This is a genomic window from Kluyvera sp. EC_51 (assembly GCF_019584505.1).
Classification (GTDB): domain Bacteria; phylum Pseudomonadota; class Gammaproteobacteria; order Enterobacterales; family Enterobacteriaceae; genus Kluyvera; species Kluyvera sichuanensis.
The window spans coordinates 158,739-182,465 of the sequence record NZ_VDAG01000010.1 but is presented as its reverse complement, the minus strand read 5'-3'; the positions used below and the strand labels follow the sequence as shown (position 1 = coordinate 182,465).

At 53.2% G+C, this 23,727-nt stretch carries 23 protein-coding genes and 2 pseudogenes; 15 read left to right on the top strand and 10 right to left on the bottom strand.

What is annotated here, in order from left to right:
* Nucleotides 1-57: 57 nt before the first annotated feature.
* Genes kdsA through hemA form a run of 6 tightly spaced genes read right to left on the bottom strand, consistent with a single transcriptional unit; the run spans nt 58 to nt 5,392 of the window.
* Nucleotides 58-912: a 3-deoxy-8-phosphooctulonate synthase gene (gene kdsA / locus FHC49_RS04435; protein ID WP_035891549.1), complete on the bottom strand. Its 855-nt coding sequence runs from the start codon at nt 910-912 to the stop codon at nt 58-60.
* Between the two features lie 52 nt (nt 913-964).
* Complete coding sequence (gene sirB1 / locus FHC49_RS04430) at nt 965-1,774, bottom strand: invasion regulator SirB1 (RefSeq protein WP_185669708.1); 810 nt, start codon at nt 1,772-1,774, stop codon at nt 965-967.
* A gap of 3 nt (nt 1,775-1,777) precedes the next feature.
* Nucleotides 1,778-2,170, bottom strand: coding sequence for an invasion regulator SirB2 (sirB2, locus tag FHC49_RS04425; protein ID WP_220438914.1), 393 nt, complete (start codon nt 2,168-2,170; stop codon nt 1,778-1,780).
* On the bottom strand, nt 2,167-3,018 hold the full coding sequence (prmC, locus tag FHC49_RS04420) for a peptide chain release factor N(5)-glutamine methyltransferase (RefSeq protein WP_220438932.1): 852 nt from the start codon (nt 3,016-3,018) through the stop codon (nt 2,167-2,169). The genes sirB2 and prmC overlap by 4 nt, the downstream gene beginning before the upstream one ends.
* Nucleotides 3,018-4,100: a peptide chain release factor 1 gene (prfA, locus tag FHC49_RS04415; protein ID WP_185669706.1), complete on the bottom strand. Its 1,083-nt coding sequence runs from the start codon at nt 4,098-4,100 to the stop codon at nt 3,018-3,020. The genes prmC and prfA overlap by 1 nt, the downstream gene beginning before the upstream one ends.
* 35 nt (nt 4,101-4,135) lie before the next feature.
* Nucleotides 4,136-5,392, bottom strand: a complete 1,257-nt coding sequence (hemA, locus tag FHC49_RS04410; RefSeq protein WP_185669705.1) for a glutamyl-tRNA reductase — start codon at nt 5,390-5,392, stop codon at nt 4,136-4,138.
* Nucleotides 5,393-5,589: 197 nt separating this feature from the next.
* Here hemA and lolB point away from each other — a divergent pair, with 197 nt between their 5' ends.
* From lolB to dauA, 4 genes are all read left to right on the top strand, one after another.
* Nucleotides 5,590-6,213: a lipoprotein insertase outer membrane protein LolB gene (gene lolB / locus FHC49_RS04405; RefSeq protein ID WP_185669733.1), complete on the top strand. Its 624-nt coding sequence runs from the start codon at nt 5,590-5,592 to the stop codon at nt 6,211-6,213.
* Nucleotides 6,213-7,061 (top strand): 4-(cytidine 5'-diphospho)-2-C-methyl-D-erythritol kinase, encoded by an 849-nt coding sequence (gene ispE, locus FHC49_RS04400; RefSeq protein WP_220438931.1) that lies wholly within the window; start codon nt 6,213-6,215, stop codon nt 7,059-7,061. Before lolB ends, ispE begins: the two co-directional genes overlap by 1 nt.
* Nucleotides 7,062-7,267: 206 nt before the next feature.
* Nucleotides 7,268-8,215, top strand: coding sequence for a ribose-phosphate diphosphokinase (gene prs, locus FHC49_RS04395; RefSeq protein WP_003856663.1), 948 nt, complete (start codon nt 7,268-7,270; stop codon nt 8,213-8,215).
* 124 nt (nt 8,216-8,339) lie between these two features.
* Nucleotides 8,340-10,022 carry a C4-dicarboxylic acid transporter DauA gene (gene dauA, locus FHC49_RS04390; RefSeq protein WP_333010440.1) on the top strand — a complete coding sequence of 561 codons (1,683 nt, stop codon included), beginning with the start codon at nt 8,340-8,342 and terminating at the stop codon, nt 10,020-10,022.
* A 92-nt stretch (nt 10,023-10,114) separates the two neighbouring features.
* Here dauA and FHC49_RS04385 read toward each other — a convergent pair whose 3' ends face one another.
* Together FHC49_RS04385 and FHC49_RS04380 are read right to left on the bottom strand one after the other, a co-directional pair.
* Nucleotides 10,115-11,578 (bottom strand): aspartate aminotransferase family protein, encoded by a 1,464-nt coding sequence (locus FHC49_RS04385; protein ID WP_220438913.1) that lies wholly within the window; start codon nt 11,576-11,578, stop codon nt 10,115-10,117.
* 15 nt (nt 11,579-11,593) lie between these two features.
* Complete coding sequence (locus FHC49_RS04380) at nt 11,594-12,979, bottom strand: diaminobutyrate--2-oxoglutarate transaminase (protein WP_072011324.1); 1,386 nt, start codon at nt 12,977-12,979, stop codon at nt 11,594-11,596.
* Between the two features lie 610 nt (nt 12,980-13,589).
* On the opposite strand from FHC49_RS04380, the gene lysC reads away from it, so the two are divergent.
* Nucleotides 13,590-14,951: a lysine-sensitive aspartokinase 3 gene (gene lysC, locus FHC49_RS04375; RefSeq protein ID WP_185669703.1), complete on the top strand. Its 1,362-nt coding sequence runs from the start codon at nt 13,590-13,592 to the stop codon at nt 14,949-14,951.
* An 89-nt stretch (nt 14,952-15,040) separates the two neighbouring features.
* On the opposite strand, the gene ychH is transcribed toward lysC, so the two are convergent.
* A complete protein-coding gene (gene ychH, locus FHC49_RS04370; RefSeq protein ID WP_185669702.1) occupies nt 15,041-15,325 on the bottom strand; it encodes a stress-induced protein YchH in 285 nt (94 codons plus the stop codon).
* A gap of 279 nt (nt 15,326-15,604) precedes the next feature.
* Between ychH and pth the strand changes: the two genes are divergently transcribed.
* The 4 genes from pth to FHC49_RS04350 all read left to right on the top strand — a co-directional run bounded on the left by pth (nt 15,605) and on the right by FHC49_RS04350 (nt 18,842).
* Nucleotides 15,605-16,189, top strand: a complete 585-nt coding sequence (pth, locus tag FHC49_RS04365) for an aminoacyl-tRNA hydrolase (protein WP_106926653.1) — start codon at nt 15,605-15,607, stop codon at nt 16,187-16,189.
* 160 nt (nt 16,190-16,349) lie between these two features.
* Nucleotides 16,350-17,444 carry a redox-regulated ATPase YchF gene (gene ychF / locus FHC49_RS04360; protein ID WP_035891582.1) on the top strand — a complete coding sequence of 365 codons (1,095 nt, stop codon included), beginning with the start codon at nt 16,350-16,352 and terminating at the stop codon, nt 17,442-17,444.
* A gap of 329 nt (nt 17,445-17,773) precedes the next feature.
* Complete coding sequence (locus tag FHC49_RS04355) at nt 17,774-18,208, top strand: nuclear transport factor 2 family protein (protein ID WP_220438912.1); 435 nt, start codon at nt 17,774-17,776, stop codon at nt 18,206-18,208.
* A 382-nt stretch (nt 18,209-18,590) separates the two neighbouring features.
* The gene (locus FHC49_RS04350; protein ID WP_220438911.1) at nt 18,591-18,842 is read left to right on the top strand and encodes a DUF1471 domain-containing protein; all 252 of its coding nucleotides are present in this window, start codon (nt 18,591-18,593) and stop codon (nt 18,840-18,842) included.
* A gap of 367 nt (nt 18,843-19,209) precedes the next feature.
* Here the strand turns inward: FHC49_RS04350 and FHC49_RS04345 are convergent, their stop codons facing one another.
* On the bottom strand, nt 19,210-19,605 hold the full coding sequence (locus tag FHC49_RS04345; protein WP_255581117.1) for an EAL domain-containing protein: 396 nt from the start codon (nt 19,603-19,605) through the stop codon (nt 19,210-19,212).
* Nucleotides 19,606-19,718: 113 nt separating this feature from the next.
* Between FHC49_RS04345 and FHC49_RS04340 the strand changes: the two are divergent.
* The 6 genes and pseudogenes from FHC49_RS04340 to FHC49_RS04315 all read left to right on the top strand — a co-directional run.
* Nucleotides 19,719-19,817 (top strand): annotated as a pseudogene (locus tag FHC49_RS04340) (IS1 family transposase); the annotation flags it as partial.
* 54 nt (nt 19,818-19,871) lie between these two features.
* Nucleotides 19,872-20,405 (top strand): fimbrial protein, encoded by a 534-nt coding sequence (locus FHC49_RS04335; protein ID WP_220438910.1) that lies wholly within the window; start codon nt 19,872-19,874, stop codon nt 20,403-20,405.
* 41 nt (nt 20,406-20,446) lie between these two features.
* The gene (locus FHC49_RS04330; RefSeq protein ID WP_220438909.1) at nt 20,447-21,166 is read left to right on the top strand and encodes a molecular chaperone; all 720 of its coding nucleotides are present in this window, start codon (nt 20,447-20,449) and stop codon (nt 21,164-21,166) included.
* A gap of 15 nt (nt 21,167-21,181) precedes the next feature.
* Entirely contained in the window at nt 21,182-23,308 is a 2,127-nt protein-coding gene (locus FHC49_RS04325; protein ID WP_370631749.1) for a fimbria/pilus outer membrane usher protein, read from the top strand.
* Nucleotides 23,304-23,399, top strand: a pseudogene (locus tag FHC49_RS24585) (hypothetical protein); the annotation flags it as partial. The gene FHC49_RS04325 and the pseudogene FHC49_RS24585, both read left to right, overlap by 5 nt.
* Before the next feature lie 42 nt (nt 23,400-23,441).
* Complete coding sequence (locus FHC49_RS04315; RefSeq protein WP_220438907.1) at nt 23,442-23,717, top strand: FimD/PapC C-terminal domain-containing protein; 276 nt, start codon at nt 23,442-23,444, stop codon at nt 23,715-23,717.
* Nucleotides 23,718-23,727 lie beyond the last annotated feature (10 nt).

Here is a 23,727-nt window from a genome sequence, read left to right as displayed (position 1 = left end):
GGCAACCGTAACAAAAAAGCCGACCCTGAGGTCGGCTTTTTTATTCATCAGCAAAACTTATTTGCTGGTATCCAGCTCGTCGAAGCCTTTCACCAGGTCATCGATAGCTTTCATTTGCTTCAGGAATGGTTCCAGCTTGTCCAGCGGCAGCGCGGACGGGCCGTCGCAGCGTGCGTTTTCCGGATCCGGATGCGCTTCAATGAACAGGCCAGCGATACCCACCGCCATACCCGCACGCGCCAGCTCGGTAACCTGAGCACGACGACCGCCGCTTGCTGCGCCAAACGGGTCACGGCACTGCAGGGAGTGAGTCACGTCGAAGATAACCGGGGAGTTGTTGGACGCTTTTTTCATCACGCCAAAGCCCAGCATATCGACAACCAGGTTGTCGTAACCGAAGTTAGAGCCACGGTCACACAGGATAACCTTGTCGTTACCGCCTTCGATAAACTTGTCGACGATGTTACCCATCTGGCCAGGGCTCACGAACTGTGGTTTCTTGACGTTGATGACCGCGCCAGTTTTCGCCATCGCTTCCACCAGATCGGTCTGGCGAGCGAGGAACGCTGGCAGCTGGATCACGTCAACCACGTCAGCAACCGGCTGCGCCTGGCTTGCTTCGTGAACGTCAGTGATGATTTTCACGCCGAAGGTCTGCTTCAGCTCCTGGAAAATCTTCATCCCCTCTTCCAGGCCTGGACCACGGTAAGAGTGAATGGATGAACGGTTGGCTTTATCAAATGAAGCTTTAAATACGTAAGGGATGCCCAGCTTCTGAGTCACGGTCACGTAGTGTTCGCAGATACGCATCGCCAGATCGCGAGACTCCAGCACGTTCATGCCGCCGAAGAGAACAAACGGCAGGTCGTTTGCTACCTTGATATCACCAATGCTAACCACTTTTTCTTTCATAAGATCGCCTTGTTAGGGAATTTTTCGCGATTATAACCGCGTTTGTCGCTAATTAGTGAAGCGTAATTTGTTTATGCGAAATAGTATTAATCTGCGCGCGGATCATTTCGCTAATCGGGTCTTCCGGACATTGCTCAACGAAATAATTCAAATCATTCAGCGCGATATGCTCACATTCAAGCTGCGCATAGATGAGCCCGCGATCGCGAATTTCGTACGGGTCTTCCGGATTAAACTGCAGCAGCGTCTGGCTGGCGCCCAGCGCCAGTTCCATCTGCCGCTCTTCCATCAGCGCCGACTTCAGCGTATCGAGCAGTTTGCGGATCACTTCCGCGTTATCCGCTTCATCGAGGTCTTCATTGAACAGCTCAGCCATCGGGCCGATGTTGCCTTTCAGCCACACTTCCAGCGTGTGCTCATCCAGCGTGTCGCCGTTAAACGGGTTAATCAGCCACATCTCAGCATCGTCAACGTCGGCACGCAGCAACAGCTGAGTTGGGAAAATGACGGGCACGACAGGAATCTCGAGGCTATCGGCTATCCACAGCATAATTGCGCCCAGCGCCACCGCGCTGCCGCGACGGTTTTTTAGCACCTGATCCAGCCACAGCGCGTCGGACAGACGGTATTTGCCGGAGGAATCGCTGAAATTCCACTCATGATAGAAAAGCTCGATCAGGCGCTCCATCTGGCGCGTCAGCGTCCAGGATGGGCTAATCTCTTCGCGCGCCAGCGCCACCAGGCACTCGAGCTGTTCACGCACCACCTGCGACGGGAAATCATCACGAATGAATTCGGAAATCAGGATCATACCGTCGCAGAGCGGCGCTTTATTAAATTCAAAATCAGCCAGTGACTTCATACCCTACCCTAGCAGCGGAACTTTAGTGATGGCGAGTTTAACGATGATGCACAACACCACCAGCGCCAGCAGAAAGGCGACAAAACCGCTCTGCTGACTGCGCGGGCGACGACGGCCCAGCGCGACAAACCCTAAAACAATGTAAATGATAACGCCAAACAGCTTCTCAGTCAGCCATGTCCCTTCTTCGGTAAACGGGAAATAGCGCGTCATCACCATCAGCGCAACACCGCTAAGCAGCAGAACGCTGTCAACGGTATGCGGCAGTATGCGCACCCAGCGCGCATCGAACAGCGCACTTTTGTGGTGTTTCCACCAGAAACGCAGGGAGAAAAAGCTCACCGAGACGATAGCCGAGGCGATGTGTAAATAGAGTACCCATAAAAACAGGCTCATGCATGTGCCTCCATGTTTCCGGGCCATTGCGCCAGCGTCAGACGGTCATTATCACCGTAATCGCGGCAGGTTTGCGCCTGACGGTATCCGGCGTTGTCGAACAGTGCGCGCACGGCGGCACCCTGTTTCCAGCCGTGCTCCAGCAGCATGAAGCCACCGGGTTCCAGCCACTCGCGACCCTGGGTGATGATATGCGCCAGGTCAGCCAGACCATGGTCACCGGCCACCAGCGCGGTTTTCGGCTCAAAGCGCACGTCGCCCTGCGCGAGATGCTCATCCTGCTCGTCAATATACGGTGGATTGCTGACTATCATCGCAAAACGCTGCGCGTCCAGCGCGCTGAACCAGTCGCTTTGCATAATGGAGATATTGGTGATACCCAGGTGCTCGGCGTTACGTTGGGCAAGTGCGACAGCGTCGGCGATATAATCCACGGCGGTGAGCTGGCAGTCCGGGCGTTCGCTCGCCAGCGCCAGCGCTACCGCGCCGGTACCGGTGCCGAGATCCAGAATATGACAAGGCGTGGACGGCAGACGTGCCAGCGCCTGCTCGACCAGACACTCAGTGTCCGGGCGCGGAATAAGCGTAGCGGGAGAGACAAACAGCGGCAACGACCAGAATTCGCGCGTTCCCACCAGATGGGCCACCGGCTCGCCGTTCACGCGGCGCACCAGCAGCAGCGCCAACGTCTCAGTCTGCGCCGCGTCCAGTTCGGTTTCATCAAACGCGAGGATATAGGTACGCGCTTTTCCGGTCACATGCCCCAGCAGGATTTCCGCATCACGGCGAGGGCTTTCACCACCCTGTAGCGCCATCACGGCCTGCTGCAGCCATTGTCGATAGGTCATCATTCCTGCTCAGAGAGCGCCGCCAGCTGGTCGGCCTGGTATTCCTGAACGATAGGTTCGATCAGCATATCCAGTTTGCCTTCCATGGTTTCATCCAGACGGTAGAGCGTCAGGTTGATACGGTGGTCGGTCACGCGGCCCTGCGGGAAGTTATAGGTACGGTTACGGTCGCTGCGGTCGCCGCTGCCCAGCAGGTTACGACGTTCAGAGGCTTCCGCCTGCTGACGACGGGCAATTTCCGCCGCGCGGATACGCGAACCCAGCACCGACATCGCTTTGGCTTTGTTTTTATGCTGAGAACGTTCGTCCTGACACTCCACCACGATACCGGTTGGCAAGTGGGTAATACGAATAGCGGAATCGGTGGTGTTAACGTGCTGACCGCCCGCGCCCGAGGAGCGGAAGGTATCGATACGCAGGTCCGCCGGGTTGATATCCGGTAATTCGGCTTCCGGTACCTCTGGCAGCACGGCCACGGTACAGGCGGAGGTGTGGATACGCCCCTGAGATTCGGTGGCCGGCACGCGCTGCACGCGGTGACCGCCGGACTCAAACTTCAGACGGCCGTAAACGCCTTCACCGCTGATTTTGGCAATCACTTCTTTAAAGCCACCATGCTCGCCTTCGTTGGCGCTCATGATCTCCACGCGCCAGCGGCGTGATTCGGCGTAGCGGCTGTACATGCGGAACAGATCGCCGGCAAACAGCGCGGCTTCGTCACCGCCGGTACCGGCGCGCACTTCGAGGAAGGCATTGCGTTCGTCATCCGGGTCGCGAGGCAGCAGAAGCACCTGCAGTTGTTGCTCCAGTTCTTCTTCTTTGGCTTTGGCTTCCTGCAGCTCTTCCTGCGCCATTTCGCGCATTTCCGGGTCGTCGAGCATCATCTGGGCGGTTTCAATATCGTCCTGAACCTGACGCCAGTCGGTATAGCAGCGGGCTACGTCGCCCAGCTGTGCGTATTCGCGAGACAGCGCGCGGAAACGGTCCTGATCGGCAATAGTTGCTGCGTCTCCGAGCAGCGCCTGAACTTCTTCATGGCGCTCGTAGAGAGCTTCCAGTTTAGCAACAATAGAAGGCTTCATTGGCGTAAATGCACCTTGTTATAAATAGAGTTGTGCTACTCCAGCCCGAGGCTGTTGCGCAGAATATGCAGGCGTTCATCATCCCCGTCACGGGCGGCCTGCTGAAGAGATTTTGTTGGCGCGTGGATCAGGCGGTTGGTTAATTTCCGCGCCAGATCCTGCATGATGACCTGCGGGTCGCCGCCCTGTTCAAGAGCCGCGATCGCTTTAGCGGTGAGCTCTTCACGCGCCGTTTCAGCCTGGGAACGATAATCACGGATGATTTCGCTGGCGCTTTGCGCGCGGAGCCAGGCCATAAATTCACTGGTTTCCTGCTCAACAATGGTTTCAGCCTGAACCGCGGCGGCTTTGCGCTGCGCGAGGTTATTCTGAATGATGTTTTGCAGGTCATCGACGCTGTAGAGATAGGCGTTGGCGAGTTTCCCCACCTCCGGCTCAACGTCGCGCGGTACGGCGATATCCACCAGCAGCATCGGCTGGTTACGACGCGCCTTCAGCGCGCGCTCCACCATTCCTTTACCGATAATCGGCAGCGGGCTGGCGGTAGAACTGATAATGATATCGGCCTCTTTCAGCCGCTCATCCACGTCGCTCAACGCGATCACTTCAGCCCCGACCTCATCGGCCAGCACCTGTGCGCGTTCGCGGGTACGGTTGGCAATCACCATTTTTTTCACATGATGCTCGCGCAGATGGCGCGCCACCAGTTCGATGGTTTCACCGGCGCCGACCAGCAGCACCGTCACCGAAGAGAGTGATTCGAAGATCTGTCGCGCCAGGGTACAGGCCGCAAACGCCACCGACACCGCGCTGGCGCCGATATCCGTTTCCGTGCGCACGCGTTTGGCAACAGAGAAGGATTTCTGGAACATGCGTTCCAGCTCGCTGACATGCAGATGCCCGCGGCTGGAGTCGGCAAACGCTTTTTTAACCTGCCCTAAGATTTGAGGTTCGCCCAGCACCAGCGAGTCCAGCCCGCTGGCAACGCGCATCAGATGGCTGACGGCATCGTTATCCTGGTGCCAATAAAGGCTCTGGCGCAGTTCTTCTTCATTCAGGCCGTGGTAATCGCACAGCCAGCGGATAATCGCTTCATGCTGATTTTCCTGCTCCTCTACGCTGAGGTAGAGCTCGGTGCGGTTACAGGTCGACAGTACCACGCCTCCTTGCACCATTGGCTGAGCCAGCAGGCTCTCCAGCGCCTGGTCGAGCGTATCTGGCGAAAACGTTACACGTTCTCGCAGCGCTACCGGGGCTGTTTTGTGATTAATGCCAAGAGCTAAAAGGGTCATTGTGCGGGAGTAGTACCAGCGTTGATAAGGTTAGTCTGAGCGCATCATACAGGATGCGCGAGATCAATAAAAGGGACGCCCCCCTTTTGGAGTAATAGGCAGGCTGGGTTAATTTTATGATTTAAGACAACTTGAGCGTAGACGCTGCCCGCAGGCGACGCTAGCATTAAGCGTTATCACTGCAACGCACTTCAAGGATTGTCATGTCTGATTTCCGCCTGATTCGCCTGCTGCCGCTGGCAGCCCTGGTCCTTACCGCTTGTACCACCACTGCGCCAACCGGTCCGGGTAAAAGCCCTACCGCCCCACAGTGGAAGCAGCACCAGCAGGACGTTCTTCACTTAAGCCAGTATCAGACCCGCGGTGCGTTTGCGTATCTGTCTGACCAACAAAAGGTTTACGCCCGCTTCTTCTGGCAGCAAACCGGCCAGGACAACTATCGTCTGTTGTTAACCAACCCGCTTGGCAGCACCGAGCTTGAGCTGATTGGCAAACCGGGTTCTGCCCAACTGACCGATAACAAAGGCCAGCACTATACCGCCGCCGACGGCGAAGAGATGATTGGCAAGCTGACCGGGATGCCGATTCCGCTCAACAGCCTGCGTCAGTGGATCCTCGGCCTGCCGGGCGACGCCACCGACTATAAACTTGACGACCAGTATCGTCTGAGTGAACTCAACTACACCCAGAACGGCAAAACCTGGAAAGTGGTGTACGGCGGTTACGACAACAAAACCCAGCCAGCGCTGCCGTCCAACATGGAGCTGACCGAAGGCTCCCAGCGCATCAAGCTGAAGATGGATAACTGGATCGCTAAATGATGACCCGTTGGCCCTCTCCGGCAAAGCTGAACCTGTTTTTATACATCACCGGGCAGCGCGCTGACGGCTATCACACGCTGCAGACGCTGTTTCAGTTTCTCGACTACGGTGACACACTGACCATTGTGCCGCGCCAGGATGGGCAAATGCGACTGCTCACCCCCGTGGACGGCGTGCCAAACGAAGAGAACCTGATTATTCGCGCCGCGCGCCTGCTGATGAAAACCGCCGCCGACAGCCAGCGTCTGGCGGACGGCTGCGGCGCGGACATCAGCATTGAGAAACGCCTGCCGATGGGCGGTGGGCTGGGCGGCGGCTCCTCAAACGCCGCTACCGTTCTGGTTGCGCTAAACCATTTGTGGCAATGCGGGCTCTCGGAAGATGAGCTGGCGGCTATTGGCCTGACGCTGGGTGCCGATGTGCCGGTGTTCGTTCGTGGCCATGCAGCGTTTGCTGAAGGGGTTGGCGAGGTGCTAACGCCGGTTGAGGTTGCGGAAAAATGGTATCTGGTGGCCCACCCGGGCGTCAGCATTCCAACCCCGGTTATCTTCCGCGATCCGGAGCTGCCACGAAACACCCCTGTCAGGTCAATAGAAACGTTATTAAATTGTGAATTCGGCAATGATTGCGAGGTTATCGCAAGAAAACGTTTTCGCGAGGTTGATGATGTGCTTTCCTGGCTGTTAGAATACGCGCCGTCGCGCCTGACTGGAACAGGAGCCTGTGTCTTTGCTGAATTCGACACAGAACTCGCTGCCCGCCAGGTGCTTGAGCAAGCCCCGGAATGGTTGCAAGGCTTTGTGGCGAAAGGTGTAAACCTCTCTCCATTGAAGCAAGCCCTGCTCTGAATCATTCGGTTTCCGTCAGTCATGCTGACGAAAGAAGAATGGTGATGAGTGACCCTGCCGGGCAAACTGAGCTCTGGTGACAACGTCACCCTGTTCCAGACGTTGCATCGCGCTCTTTAATACACCGCCTGGATGAAATCGCGCCTGGCCCGCACAGTTTTTGGCCCGTTTCATCCACCACTGGACGCATGCCTGAGGTTCTTCTCGTGCCTGATATGAAGCTTTTTGCTGGTAACGCCACCCCGGAACTAGCACAACGTATTGCCAACCGCCTGTACACTTCTCTCGGCGACGCCGCTGTAGGTCGCTTTAGCGACGGCGAAGTCAGCGTACAAATTAACGAAAACGTACGCGGTGGTGATATTTTCATCATCCAGTCCACTTGTGCCCCAACTAACGACAACCTGATGGAATTAGTCGTTATGGTAGATGCCCTGCGCCGTGCTTCCGCAGGCCGTATCACCGCCGTTATCCCTTACTTCGGTTATGCTCGCCAGGACCGTCGCGTTCGTTCTGCTCGTGTACCTATCACCGCTAAAGTTGTCGCTGACTTCCTGTCAAGCGTTGGCGTTGACCGCGTACTGACCGTAGACCTGCACGCTGAACAGATCCAGGGCTTCTTCGATGTTCCGGTTGATAACGTATTTGGTAGCCCAATCCTGCTCGAAGATATGCTGCAGCTGAACCTGGATAACCCAATTGTGGTTTCTCCAGACATCGGTGGCGTAGTCCGTGCTCGTGCTATTGCTAAACTGCTGAACGATACCGACATGGCTATCATCGACAAACGTCGCCCGCGTGCGAACGTTTCCCAGGTTATGCACATCATCGGTGACGTTGCCGGTCGTGACTGCGTACTGGTTGATGACATGATCGATACCGGTGGCACGCTGTGCAAAGCAGCTGAAGCGCTGAAAGAACGTGGTGCGAAACGCGTATTTGCTTACGCAACTCACCCGATCTTCTCCGGCAATGCGGTGAACAATCTGCGTAACTCCGTCATCGACGAAGTGGTTGTCTGCGATACCATCCCATTAAGTGATGAGATCAAAGCGCTGCCAAACGTTCGTACCCTGACCCTGTCCGGGATGCTGGCCGAAGCGATTCGTCGTATCAGCAACGAAGAATCCATCTCCGCCATGTTCGAACACTAATCGGATTTGGTTAAAAAACCCGCTGCGGCGGGTTTTTTTGTCTGTGTAGTTAATTTGTATGATTTATGCCAACTTCAACTATCATTCATATGGTAGATGATGCGCTCATGGATGAAACACAACTGTGAATAAATTACTCTCCCCTCACGTTATGCCTTTCCGCGCGCTGATTGATGCCTGCTGGAAAGAGAAATACACCTCCGCGCGGTTTATGCGCGATCTGATTGCCGGTATCACGGTTGGGATCATCGCGATTCCGCTGGCGATGGCGCTGGCGATCGGCAGCGGCGTGGCACCGCAATACGGCCTTTACACCTCCGCCGTCGCGGGGATTGTTATCGCCCTGACCGGCGGCTCTCGCTTTAGCGTCTCCGGGCCGACGGCTGCCTTCGTCGTTATTCTCTACCCTGTCTCTCAACAGTTCGGCCTTGCGGGCCTGCTGGTTGCGACCCTGATGTCCGGGATATTCCTGATCCTCTTTGGCCTGGCCCGCTTTGGCCGCCTGATCGAATATATTCCGCTGTCGGTAACGCTCGGCTTCACCTCAGGGATTGGTATTACCATCGGGACCATGCAGATTAAAGATTTCCTCGGTCTGCAGATGACGCACGTTCCGGAACACTATTTACAGAAGGTGGGCGCGCTGGTGATGGCGCTGCCGACCATTAACGTTGGCGATGCGGCCATTGGCATCGTCACCCTCGGTACGTTGATCCTCTGGCCTCGCCTCGGCCTGCGCCTGCCAGGTCATCTGCCCGCGCTGATTGCTGGCTGCGTGGTTATGCTGATTGTGAACCTGCTCGGTGGCCACGTCGCCACCATCGGCTCTCAGTTCCACTACATCCTTGCTGACGGCTCTCAGGGTAACGGTATCCCGCAGCTGCTGCCGCAGTTTGTGCTGCCGTGGGATATGCCGGGCTCAACCTTTACCTTAAGCTGGGCCTCCATTCACGCTCTGCTGCCAGCGGCGTTTTCTATGGCGATGCTGGGGGCGATTGAATCCCTGCTGTGTGCAGTCGTGCTCGACGGTATGACCGGCACCAAGCATAAAGCAAACAGCGAACTGGTCGGTCAGGGCCTCGGCAATATCATCGCGCCATTCTTTGGCGGCATTACTGCCACCGCTGCCATTGCGCGTTCGGCGGCGAACGTTCGCGCTGGCGCCACCTCACCGGTTTCTGCGGTGATCCACGCGGTTCTGGTAATTCTGGCGCTGCTGATTCTGGCCCCGGTGCTCTCGTGGCTGCCGCTTTCTGCCATGGCCGCCCTGCTGCTGATGGTGGCATGGAACATGAGCGAGGCGCACAAGGTGGTGTACCTGCTGCGCAAAGCGCCGAAAGACGACATCATCGTGATGCTTATCTGTATGTCGCTGACCGTGCTGTTTGATATGGTTATCGCCATCAGCGTTGGGATCGTGCTGGCATCGCTGCTGTTTATGCGCCGTATTGCGCGTATGACGCGTCTTTCCGCCGTGAACGTGACTGTGCCGGATGATGTGCTGGTGCTGCGCGTAATTGGCCCGCTGTTCTTTGCCGCCGCCGAAGGGTTGTTTAGCGATCTTGAGACGCGGATTGAAGGCAAACGTATCGTGGTGCTGAAGTGGGATGCCGTACCGGTGCTGGACGCCGGTGGCCTGGATGCCTTCCAGCGCTTCGTGAAAAAGCTGCCTGAAGGCTGCGAGCTGCGCGTCTCCAATCTGGAATTCCAGCCGCTGCGCACCATGGCACGCGCTGGCATTCAGCCGATTCCTGGCCGCCTTACCTTCTTCCCAAACAAGGATGCTGCACTAGCAGACATCATCTAACCGTCTCCCGGCGGCGCTTCGCTTGGCCGGGCTACAAATGACAGGCAAAAAAATGGCTCCCGAGGGAGCCATTTTTATCGCAACGTGATTGCTTACGCTTTCAGCAGTTGCTCAGCGGTGTCTTTCACGCTTGCCAGCAGAACTTTAACATCCTCCAGGCATACCGTAGGGTTCAACAGCGTCAGCTTCAGGCAGGTTACGCCATCAGCTTCGGTCACACCCACGTTAGCGCTGCCGGAAGCCAGCAGAACGTCACCAATACGTTGGTTCAGCAGGGCCACAAACGCGCTGTCGTTATTTTCCGGACGGAAACGGAACAGCACGCTTGCCAGTTGCGGCTCCATGACCAGCTCCAGATGCGGCTGGGTTTTCACAAACTCAGCAACATCGCGCGCCAGCGTAACGCCGTTATCAATGATTTCGGCATACTGCTTTTTGCCCAGCGCTTCAAGGCCCATCCACAGCTTCAGCGCATCGAAACGACGCGTGGTCTGCAGAGACTTGGACACCAGGTTTGGCACGCCATGCTCTTCGTCGAAATCAGAGTTCAGGTACGCCGCCTGATAACGCATCAGTTCATAATGACGCGCATCTTTCAGCAGGAACGCCCCGCAGCTGATGGTCTGGAAGAACTGCTTGTGGAAGTCCAGAGTGACGGAGTCAGCCTGCTCAAGTCCATTGAGGAAATGACGATACTTCTCAGACAGCAGTAACGCCCCGCCCCATGCTGCATCCACATGAACCCAGATCTGCTCTGCGGCGGCCAGCGCGGTAATTTCCGTTAACGGGTCAATCGCGCCCGCATCGGTGGTACCTGCCGTCGCAACAATCGCCATCACCTGTTCGCCGTTGGCTTTCGCCTGCGCCAGCTTCTCTTTCAGGTCACTGATGTCCATACGAGAGAAAGCATCGGTTTTCACCAGCGTGACGGACTGATAGCCATGGCCCATCAGTGCCATGTTTTTCTGCACGGAGAAGTGCGCGTTCTCAGAACAGAACACTTTCATCTTGCGCAGATCGCCGGTAATACCGTCTTGCTGTACAGAGTGCCCCTGACGCGCATAGAACGCGTCACGTGCCAGCATCAGGCCCATCAGATTGCTCTGGGTACCGCCGCTGGTGAACACGCCGGCATCGCCTGCCGGGAAACCAACCTGCTCACGCAGCCATTCGATCAGTTTGATCTCAATAATGGTCGCGGACGGGCTCTGATCCCAGGAGTCCATGCTCTGGTTGGTGGCGTTAATCAGCACTTCCGCCGCCTGGCTAATGACCAGACTTGGGCAGTGCAGGTGCGCCACGCACTGTGCATGGTGAACGGACAGACTGTCTTTCAGAAAGTATTCAACCGCACGCTCAATGGCGGCCTGGTTGCCCAGGCCTTGAGACGTAAAGTTCAGGTTGATACGTTCACGCAGCTGTTCAACGGTTTTGCCCTGATACATCTCAGGCTGTTTTAACCATTCAACGACCGCTTTAGTACTCTGCTCGATAGCGTCCTGATAGGCAGCAATACTCTGCGCCGAGCCGGACAGAATCGGGTTTACGTCAGACATTCGATCCTACTCCGTTTAAACCGGCTTCACGCCAGCGGCATTCAGGGCGTTTTCAAATTTATCGAGGAAGATTTCCAGCTCATCGTTGGTGATCAGCAGGGATGGCAGCAGGCGCAGTACGCAACCGTTACGACCACCGCGCTCCAGGATCAGACCCGCCTGGAAGCATTTCTTCTGCAGCAGCGCAGACAGCTCGCCGTCAGCCGGGAAGCAACCCATATGGTCAGGCGCTTCGTTAGGCTTAACGATTTCCAGACCGATCATCAGACCCAGACCACGAACGTGACCGATAACCGGGTAACGTTTCTGCAGTTCAGCCAGTTTGCCTTTCAGCCACTCGCCCTGGGCGGCAACTTTATCGGCAATTTTGTCGTCTTTGAGGATCTTCAGCGTGGTCAGGCCGGTCGCCATCGCCAGCTGGTTGCCGCGGAAGGTACCGGTGTGATGGCCTGGTGCCCATGCGTCAAACTGCTTTTTAATACCCAGAACCGCCAGTGGCAGACCACCGCCAACCGCTTTGGACATGACGATGATGTCTGGCTCAATACCAGCGTGTTCGAAGGCGAACAGTTTACCGGTACGCGCGAAACCAGCCTGAACCTCATCGAGGATCAGCATGATGCCGTGTTCCTGAGTCACTTTACGGATACGTTGCAGCCACTCGACCGGAGCCGGGTTCACGCCGCCTTCACCCTGAACGGCTTCAAGAATCACCGCCGCAGGTTTACGCACGCCGCTTTCAACGTCGTTGATCAGGTTTTCGAAGTAGTAGGTCAGCGCTTTCACGCCCGCTTCGCCACCGATACCCAGCGGGCAGCGGTACTCGTGCGGATATGGCATGAACTGCACTTCCGGCATCATGTTGCTGACGGCTTCTTTCGGTGACAGGTTACCGGTCACGGACAGCGCACCGTGAGTCATACCGTGGTAACCGCCGGAGAAGCTGATTACGCCAGAACGACCGGTCGCTTTTTTCGCCAGTTTGATAGCCGCTTCTACAGCATCCGCGCCGGATGGGCCGGTGAACTGCAGGCAATATTCTTTACCCTCGCCCGGTAAAAGGGAGAGTAAATAAGATGAAAATTCATCTTTTAATGGGGTCGTGAGATCAAGCGTATGTAACGGTAAGCCACTCGTGATGACACTTTGAATGCTTTGAAGTACATCAGGATGATTATGACCAAGTGCCAGGGTGCCGGCACCCGCCAGACAGTCAAGGTATTGATTATTTTCAACGTCAGTGATCCAAACGCCCTGTGCCTTGGCGATAGCCAGCGGCAGCTTACGTGGATAACTTCTGACGTTAGATTCAAACTCAGCTTGTCTTGCTAAAAAGGTATCATTGCTCTGTGGTAATGAATTAGCACGTAAAGTATCAATACGGACTTTATCCGTCATCATATCACTCCTACAACCAGGTGTAGATTAACGCCTGATTGAATAAATGGTTATAAGGATTACCTGTAAAAAATCGCGGCTAATATATGTTGTTTTAGCTAAGGACTCAATCATTTATTTTACGCGCTTTTCAGGTGTCATTTTTCACTTTAAAATCAAAAGGTAACAACACAAAACCAACAACCCGTCGATGCCAAATTGTTACCATTTATTTTTAAAAGCTTCAGATAAATACAAAGATGACGATGTAATGATAGCCACCCAATTGTTAAGGTTTTATTATTTTTTTACGTGTCTTTACCATAAATAAGGTTGAGGATTTCGAATAAAACGGGATTTTTCATTTATTTACTGAGAGATAAATAAAAAAGTCGATCCCTTGTGATAAATCACTTACTATGGCGCGCTTATTTACCCCCCAGTAAATATAGACTAATGCGCAGCACCCGGTAGCGTGTGACGGGCAGAACACGTTATCGACAACAGGATTACTCCTGGGTTGTCATCCAGAAATGTTCGCGGGCGGACATTTCGTAAGGAGAAGGAACCTTCCCTTATGCCGAGAATGAAAATTTTCTAGCCATATATTATGGCGCCCTGATATGAGAGTGTTATGACCCGCATTTACCCACAATTCATCGTTGCCAAGTTTGGCGGCACCAGCGTTGCTGACTTTGATGCGATGAACCGCAGCGCCAGCATTGTGCTTGCCGATCAAAATGTTCGTTTAGTTGTCCTGTCTGCTTCCGCAGGTGTCACCAACTTACTGGTTGAGCTTTCTGAAGGTCTGGAAAGTCATCAGCAGTTAGACAAGCTTGAGACCCTCCGGACCATTCAATACAACATTATTTCCCGTCTGAAGCAGCCTTCTGTCATCAGCAAGGAAATCGATAATCTCCTCGATAATATTAGCCGTCTGGCGCAAACGGCGATGGTTTCACCGTCTGACGCTCTAAGCGATGAGCTGGTGAGTCACGGGGAATTGATGTCCAGCCTGCTGTTTACGGAAGTGATGCGTGAACGCGGCGTTGAAACCAGCTGGTTTGACGCCCGCAGCGTAATTCGCACCGACTCCACCCACGGCTGCGCAGAACCTCAGGTTAGCGCCGTGGCTGAGCTGGCGGAAACGCATCTGCGCCCGCGTATCGAACAAGAAATAATGATTACCCAGGGTTTTATCGGCCGTGACGCTAACGGTCGCACCACCACGCTTGGCCGTGGCGGCAGCGACTACACGGCTTCCCTGCTGGGTGAAGCGCTGCACGCAGGCCGCGTTGATATCTGGACCGATGTCGCCGGAATCTACACCACCGATCCTCGTATCGCGCCAAACGCGAAACGCATCGACAGCATCTCGTTCTCTGAAGCGAGCGACATGGCAGGTTACGGCGCGAAAGTGCTGCACCCGGCGACGCTGCTGCCAGCGATGCGTAAGAACATTCCGGTGTTTGTTGGGTCCAGTAAAGACACAGCCGCTGGCGGTACGCTGGTATGCTGCACAACGGAGAACCCGCCGCGCTATCGTGCGGTTGCGGTACGCCGCAAGCAGACGCTGCTGCGCCTGCACCGTCTCGACGATCAGCCATCTAACCGTTTCTTAGCGCAGATCTTCACGCTACTGGCCCAGCACAACGTGGCAACGGATCTGGTGACGACATCAGAATCAACCATCGCACTGGCGCTGGACTCGTCAAACGCGACCTCCGGTGAAGATCACACGCTGACTACCGCACTGTTTACGGCCCTCTCCTCCCACTGCCGTGTGGAAGTAGAAACCGGGCTGGCGCTGGTAACGTTAGTGGGTAATCAACTGACCAAAGAGCTGGGCGTGTGTAACGATGTCTTCTCTCGCCTGGAAGAGCATGCGGTGCGGATGATTTGCCACGGCGCATCTCATAACAACCTTTGCTTCCTGCTGCCAGGCGATGCGGCCGACAGCGCGGTCAAAGCGTTGCACCATCGGCTGTTCGAATAAGTTAGACCACCCTGAAAGCACAAAGTCCCGGCTTTCGGCCAGGACTTTGGAAGTTGTCTGTATGGCTCCCACGGGAGCCATTGTCATATTTAGCTGTGCCGGTGAGAGGTATTATCGTTGCGGCGACAGCGTTTGTCATAGTGACGTACCCACCAATATCTATCGCTCACCTGCTCGTGCCCACCGACACGCGCGCCAACCAGCCAGAGAAGTGCGCCTACAAAGATGCTTAACACCGCACCATGCGCAAAAAACTGAGGTAGGTTAAGCTGCGGCATCTGGTTTAAAATAGAATAACCGACACCGCCGATCATGACGACCAGACCTAACCCCATGAGCACATTACCGAGTAACGAAGCGTTTTTGCGTTTCATAGTGTCACCTCCGTAGATTGGCTTTGGGTTTAGGGATATATCCCTATTCCTAGTGTGTAAAGTATAGACAACACCGCCAGGGATAAGTGCGCTGGTGATCACAAATAAGAACATCTCATCAACAAATCTTTACATTTAAGTGACTGAAATACTTTTCAATCAGCATTATTCCGGTTGTGAACTATTCAAGTTTTGCCACTCAGGGCGCTTATTTTTGTCAAGCGCGCCCTCTCGACGTAAACTAGCCGCCGGAAAGATTGCCCACTCAGGAATAACAACGTGACGATTAAACTGATTGTCGGCCTGGCTAACCCCGGCGCAGAGTACGCGGGAACGCGTCATAACGCGGGTGCCTGGTACGTCGATTTGCTGGCAGAGCGTTTTCGCGCACCGCTGCGTGAAGAGAGTAAGTTTTTTGGCTACACCTCCCGCATTAATCTGGCCGGAGAAGATGTTCGTCTGCTGGTGCCAACCACCTTTATGAACCTCAGCGGCAAAGCCGTTGCGGCACTGGCGACCTTCTATCGCATTAATCCAGATGAAATTCTGGTGGCCCATGATGAGCTGGATCTCCCGCCTGGCGTGGCAAAGTTCAAGCTTGGCGGCGGGCACGGCGGCCATAATGGCCTGAAGGACATCATCAGCAAATTGGGTAATAACCCTAATTTTCACCGCTTACGCATCGGAATTGGTCATCCGGGCGATAAAAGCAAAGTTGTTGGCTTTGTATTAGGTAAGCCGCAGGCGGCCGAACAGAAGCTGATTGACGATGCCGTAGACGAAGCGGCGCGCTGTACCGAGATCTGGCTGAAAGACGGGCTGACTAAAGCGACTAACCGTCTGCACGCCTTTAAAGCGCAATAAGTATTCACCGGTACGCTAAAGTATTCAGGTTGCCGCCATCGTAGCAGGATGAAGTACGGTTTTTTTCCTGTATGACGTGTATAATAGGCGGAGTTATTAACTTTTCTACAATCTGTTTTCTATAACAGGTTGAATATCAAAAGATTAAGGTGATTTAAACATGGGATTCAAATGCGGTATCGTTGGTTTGCCAAACGTAGGCAAATCCACCCTGTTCAACGCGCTCACCAAAGCGGGTATTGAAGCGGCGAACTTCCCGTTCTGTACTATCGAGCCGAACACAGGCGTTGTTCCGATGCCCGATCCGCGTCTGGACCAGCTGGCGGAAATCGTTAAACCTCAGCGCATCCTGCCAACCACCATGGAATTCGTTGATATCGCGGGCCTGGTAAAAGGCGCTTCCAAAGGTGAAGGCCTGGGTAACCAGTTCCTGACCAACATCCGTGAAACCGAAGCTATCGGTCACGTTGTGCGTTGCTTCGAGAACGACAACATCATCCACGTGAACAACAAAGTCGACCCGGCTGACGATATCGACGTTATCAACACCGAACTGGCGCTGTCTGACCTCGACACCTGTGAACGTGCCCTGCACCGCGTGCAGAAAAAAGCTAAAGGCGGCGATAAAGACGCCAAAGCTGAACAGGCTGCGCTGGAAAAATGTCTGCCACAGCTGGAAAACGCGGGCATGCTGCGCGCGCTGAAAACGCTGACCGAAGAAGACAAAGCAGCCATCAAATATCTGAGCTTCCTGACCCTGAAGCCAACCATGTATATCGCCAACGTTAACGAAGACGGTTTTGAGAACAACCCGTACCTCGATAAAGTGCGCGAAATTGCAGCGGCTGAAGGTTCCGTCGTGGTTGCCGTATGTGCCGCCGTTGAAGCCGACATCGCTGAACTCGACGATGCCGACCGTGAAGAATTCATGGCTGAAATGGGTCTGGAAGAGCCTGGTCTGAACCGCGTTATCCGCGCCGGTTACGAACTGCTGAACCTGCAGACCTACTTCACCGCTGGCGTGAAAGAAGTCCGTGCATGGACCATCCCTGTTGGCGCAACAGCACCGCAGGCTGCGGGTAAAATCCACACCGACTTCGAAAAAGGCTTTATCCGCGCACAGACCATCGCGTTTGAAGACTTCATCACCTACAAAGGTGAACAAGGCGCGAAAGAAGCCGGCAAGATGCGTGCAGAAGGGAAAGATTACATCGTTAAAGATGGCGATGTGATGAACTTCCTGTTCAACGTCTAAATAAGCTTTATCGCCTCATGAGGTTTCGTTAAATCTCATACCGATGATAAGAACCGATAAAATCCACGCCATGGCGTGGATTTTTTTCATTACGCGTCATCGATTATCACCTCTGCTCCCCGCCGCCATTCCCAACAGATAACATTTCCCGCCTCAAGACAATGTCATTATCTCTGAACCAGGAATTCTGAAAGCAAAAACTATCCATATACCTGAGATAATGATGGCTGGATAATGCTTTCAATGTCGTTGTCGGCGGTAATCCGGCACGAGTTTTAAAACAATTAAACTAACCGTAGTTAAACACAACGCTGATTAAGGTATACGCAATGACGAACAATGAAATCGCCCAACGTCTGGCACTTCGTGAACTGGTTGATACTTTTTCTAACCTCGCGGATGAGAAAGATGTGGCGGCACAAATGCCTCTGTTTACCGCCGATGCGCACATTAACGTGGTGATGGATGGTAAGGAAGTGTTTGATTTAAATGGGCAGCAGCAGATTCTTGAGGCATTCAGCGGTTATCTGTCTCAATTCTCGGTGGTTTACCATATCAACGGCCAGCAAACCGTCACCATTACTGAAAATACAGCCAGCGGCATTGCCTATTGCCAGGTGACGTTAATCAAAGAAGAGAATGGGCAACGCATCAAACAAACCAGCGGAGTGCGCTATCACGACCGTTACGTTTTTCAGAATGAAAAATGGCTGGTTGCTGAACGCCTCTCAAACTTTATGTGGACCGATATACACCCTATGTAACAAAACCGCCATTATTCAGTATCTATCATCAGCGTAAAGCTGGATGGATGCCACTTACGACTGGTCAGGGGGAGCGCCACCGTAGTGGAACACCAGAAGATGGAGCGATCACCCGGGCGCAAATCACACAGGTTCAGGTCAGTGTGCTGAGTCTGGATAAGGCTTTAGACATAGACAATATGCCCCGCAGTAGGAAGCCTGAGTGCAGTACCAGCGAACTCACCGGCGTTCAAGAATCTTACCCAATCTGAAATCCTGACAAATTTGTCATATAGCAGTCAGCCTTATGACAGCTTGGATCTGTATATTTAACTACACCGACAAGGGAAGTTCCCCCAATACTCATCCAGCTTCAAATATAGAACTTAAAGAGGTATCAGATATGAAAGCACTACTTATTGCTACATTATTTATGGGATTCATTTCAGTGAATGTCGCTTCTGCTGCTCAGGAAATTAATCATACCGATGGAAAAGAAAAGATAGGTGTAGTCTCAGCCAGCAATGCCTATACGCTTGATGAGTTATCGAATGCGCTTTCGCGTAAGGCAGACGAGCAAGGCGCAACATCATTCAAAATCCTCTCGACCACCGGGAAGAACAAACTTCATGGGGATTCTGAAATATATAAATAACTGATTATTAATAAGTTATTTAATTAATCTCGCAATAATCAAAATTAAATAAAAGTCATAGCCCAACGTTAAACCTGCATTTTTCGCAGAATTTTACGCCTGCGAAATACACCAGTAAGTTAAAATCCGCAATGATGCGTGGATTATTAATTCACGCAATCACTCATCCCGCAACCGTTGTCTGAAAGTAAGGCCGGACATGCGAGATGTTATCTGGCGTATGCCACCACCAGCCTATTGTGATTACCTGCTAACACAATAAATGTAGGCTGGCGGTTGGCATTCTACGTGACCTCAGTGAAGTCGCTGTCGTTAATGCGTAACAAAACCCACCTTTCAGACAGGTTCTGATAACAACACCTTTTCTTTAAGCAGCAAATTCGTTGATAAACCGCTGCAACTCATCGCCAGTAATAGGCTCTGATATATAGTTACCCTGGTAGTACGAGATACCAGACTCTTGCAAAAGAGCCATTTTCTCCTGCCTGTCTACGCCTTCGGCAATGCAATAGCGATTCGTCAGCTTGCAGTAATAAGAGAGGCTTTTGACCAGCGCTAGCGCCTCACCATCTCGACTGAGGGCATCCACTACATTCATATCCAGCTTGTAGCCATCGAACTGAAACTTTCGTACTGGGAAATTCACGCTATTTCGTGAAAAACAATCATCCAGGACGATGCTAAAACCCAACTTTTGCAGATAAGCGAGATTGTCTAGTGATTGTTCATTCTGGCTGAGATCGTTACGTTCATTAATCTCCAGGGTGATGCTGCCAACTTACTGATTTAGTGTATGATGGTGTTTTTGAGGTGCTCCAGTGGCTTCTGTTTCTATCAGCTGTCCCTCCTGTTCAGCTACTGACGGGGTGGTGCGTAATGGCACGGCTGGGACGGAAGTCGCTGTCGTTCTCAAAATCGGTGGAGCTGCATGACAAAGTCATCGGGCATTATCTGAACATAAAACACTATCAATAAGTTGGAGTCATTACCACCACACACAATGATTCATCATCAAAACAAGGATGCTTAATGAAAGCGCAACTCTTTTTTATCTCTCTTGCCATGATGTCGTCCTCCGCAATTGCGGCATCGGCAAATACCGTTCAATTTAAAGGTGAAGTGAACGCGCAAACCTGTACCGTCAATATTAATGGCAACTCAACGGCACCGATTGTATTGCTGCCAACGGTATCGACTGGTTCTCTTAGTACCGCAAAAGCCACGGCGGGCGATACGAAATTTACCGTGAACGTTACCGGCTGCAACACCACCGATGCGGCAACAATTTCTACCGTATTGGCAGGGAATAACATCACCACGAACAGCAACCTTGGTAACGTGGGTGGTACCGCAACCAATGTTTCTATTCAGATTCTGGATAGCGACGGCTCTACAGCATTAGCTTTTGTAAATGGTTCAACGGTAAAAACCACGTCGTTTAGTAAAACGGCTAACTCAGCAACCGCATCACAGGATCTAACTGCACGTTACTACGCAGAAACGGCTGGCGTGACGCCTGGGACAGTAACTGCCTCTGCACAGTATTCCATTTCCTATAATTAAACCGTCAGGCGCATAGCAATATGTGCCTGCCAGGATTTCCCATGTTTAAGAAAACAGTCTGCATTCTGCCATTGCTGTATCTCACCGGCTTACCGGCCAGCGCTAGCGTCGTGATGGAAGGTAATCGAGTCATTCTGGATGCCAGCCAGGCGCAGAAGACCGTCAAATTTACCAACAACGATAATTTTCCCTATATCGTTCAGGTCTGGCTATCCGTAACACCTGAGGGCAAAGTGGCTGACAGCCAGCAAAATAAGCTCGCGGTATCGCCTGCTATTTTCAAAATTCAGCCGAAGCAAGATCAGGTGATCAGCCTGCTCAATCCGGAGGCGGGACAAAAAATAACTAAAGAGCAGGTATCCTACCTGCACTTCACTCAAGTCCCTTCAATGCCCGCAGACCAACACGATAAAAATAAGCTGGTTCTCATCGTTAATAGTACGGTGAAGGTATTCTTACGCCCGTCTGATTTACCTATTGCCTACGAGCAGATGCTCGATTTCATTCATTATAAAATTGAGAAAAATACCCGCGGTTGCCACCTCGAGGTCAGCAATCAGTCACCCTATTATCTCAATAGCATTCGTGTCTCTCTGCAGGCAGGCGCGACAAAAAGCACGATCCCGATGACCATGCTTGCACCTGAGTCAGCGGTCCAACTAAAGGCCAACTGCGATGCCGTGCAGAACGCAAAAGAGATTCGCGTTGGTTTCCTCAATGACTACGGCGTATTGCAAGAAAAAACGCTGAAAGCACGATAACCGGGAAATGTGGGAATGATGTTAAGGATAATAGTGTTAACACTGTTCGTGACCCCGTTATCATTATCCGTATATGCCAGTTCAGGCAGCACGGATATACATAATAGCGATAGCGACTATGTGTTTGACACAACACTATTAAAAGGGAGTGGTTTACCGGTTGATGATATCATCAACTATATCTCGAATGATAAAATAAAGCCCGGCGTCTATTCGGTTGATATACAGCTTAATGGCGTATTTTTATCCCATAAGAACATCAATTTCCGCGTCACTAAAGATAGTACACTGCCATGCTTCTCGCCTGCACTTATCACGCAGCTACCGCTAAAAGATAAAGCTATTTTAAAATCAGATGGTTGCTATTTTTTATCCGAGGTAGTGGCACAGTCATCCGTCGATACCGATATGACCAAAATGATGGTCAATATTATCATTCCTGAAACTGAGCTTATCAAAACACCACGCGGATATGTTCCACCGGACGATCTCAATGCCGGGGAAACCATGTTCCTGTCTAATTACAGCCTGAACCAGTACTACTCGCGATTTAACGGCGGCGCTAACGGTGATTATCAATCGACCTGGGTTGGCTTGAATAACGCGATGAACTTTGGGCAATGGCAGTTGCGTCAACAGGGTTCATGGTCACATAGCGTGCCGGGAAAGACCTTATGGTCAAGCAACCGCGCCTACCTGCAGCGCCCTATTTTGCCCATCAGAAGTAGTCTGATGATTGGCGATAGCTATACCGCTGGTAATTTCTTCTCCGGGATGGCCTTTCGCGGCGTTTCACTCGCTTCTGACGACCGGATGCTGCCTCAGTCCCAGCAGGGTTATGCCCCCGTCGTACGGGGCGTTGCCAGAAGCAATGCCCGCGTCACCGTGAGCCAGGGCAAGGCCGTTATCTACGAAACCACCGTGCCTCCCGGCAGTTTTGAGATTAGCGACCTGTACCCGGTCTCCTATTCCGGGGATCTCGCCGTTACGGTCACCGAAGCCGATGGCAGCGTCAGTACTTTTACCGTGCCCTACGCAGCGGGTCCCGAATCCGTCAGACAGGGAATGTTCAAATACGCTGCCATCGCGGGTCGTTCCCGCTATGTGGGCGACGATGACCCCTTCACCGAGTTCACGCTGCAATACGGTGTGAGTAACAACGTCACCACCAACCTTGGCAGCCGCCTGGCTCAGGGTTACTTCTCCGCCGTCATGGGGGCAGTACACTCCTCCGAGCTAGGCGCCTTCGGCCTGGACTCAACGTTCTCCCAGGCAAATTTACCCAGCGGTTCGCAAACCGGCTGGATGTTTCATGCCAGCTATAGCAAACGTATTGAACCCACCAATACCACCATCGCCATCGCCGGGTACCGCTACTCAACGGCTGGCTACCGCGATCTTTCAGACGTTTTTGGCTTACGTCAGGCATGGGAAGAGAATAAGCAAGACTGGACTTCGACAACCTTAAACCAGTCTTCCCGCTTTGAAGTGTCCGTTACCCAGGATATGGATACCCTGGGCAGCATCTGGCTCTCAGGCTCAACGCAGGCCTACCGTGACGGCCGAAGCACGGACAAGCAATACCAGTTTGGCTACAGCAAACAGTTTGCCAACGGCATGGCGATTAATGCGTCGATTGCGCGAACGCGCTACAGCGAGGTATATCGCTCAACCATTGATGGGGGAATTGGCTATGACAACTATATCAATAACTATTATTCCGCCAATCAGCAGACCCTAAGCTCGGTCTCAGTTTCCATTCCCTTTGGCCAGAACCGGCAGACGACGCTCAGCTCAACCTATACGCAGCAGAACGGTATCGGCTCAACCTTACAATCCACGCTATCCGGCGTTACGGACAGCGAACGCCCGTTAAACTATGGCATCACCTACGCGCGCGACTACGACAACATGCATTCCGTCGGCGGTACCCTGCAAACCTCTACTGCAGTGGGATCCCTACAAGGCACCCTCTCACATGGCAAAAACTACTCTCAAGGTTCAGCAGGCCTTCAGGGCGCGGTGGTAATTCATAAAGATGGCGTAACCGCAGGCCCTTATCTGGGTGAAACCTTCGCGTTAGTGGAGGCCAAAGGCGCCCAGGGCGCGACGATTGCCGGAAGTCAGAACGTGAACTATTGACCGATTCGGCTTTGCCCTGAGTCCTTCCGTCGCGCCATATCAATACAACAATGTCGTTCTCGACTCGTCCGGGATCAACAAAAATGCCGAACTGGCGTCGAGCAGTCAGCGCATCGCCCCCCTGGCGGGCGCTATGGTTCGGGTCAAATTTAGCGTCATCCACGGCTACCCCATGCTCATTGATATTCGCTATCGCGCAAGCCTGCCGATTGGCGCCAGCATTTACGACAACGACGGTCGCCCTGTTGGCACGGTTGGGCAGAACAATCAGGCCTGGGTTCGCAATGACAAACTGGAAGACACCCTGACCGTTCAGTGGGGGAATCGGCAATCCTGCCGCTTGCATTATCACATTGCTGATGAGCAGAGCCACGACACCATTATTAAAACGCCTGGAGAATGCCGGTGATCAACCATTC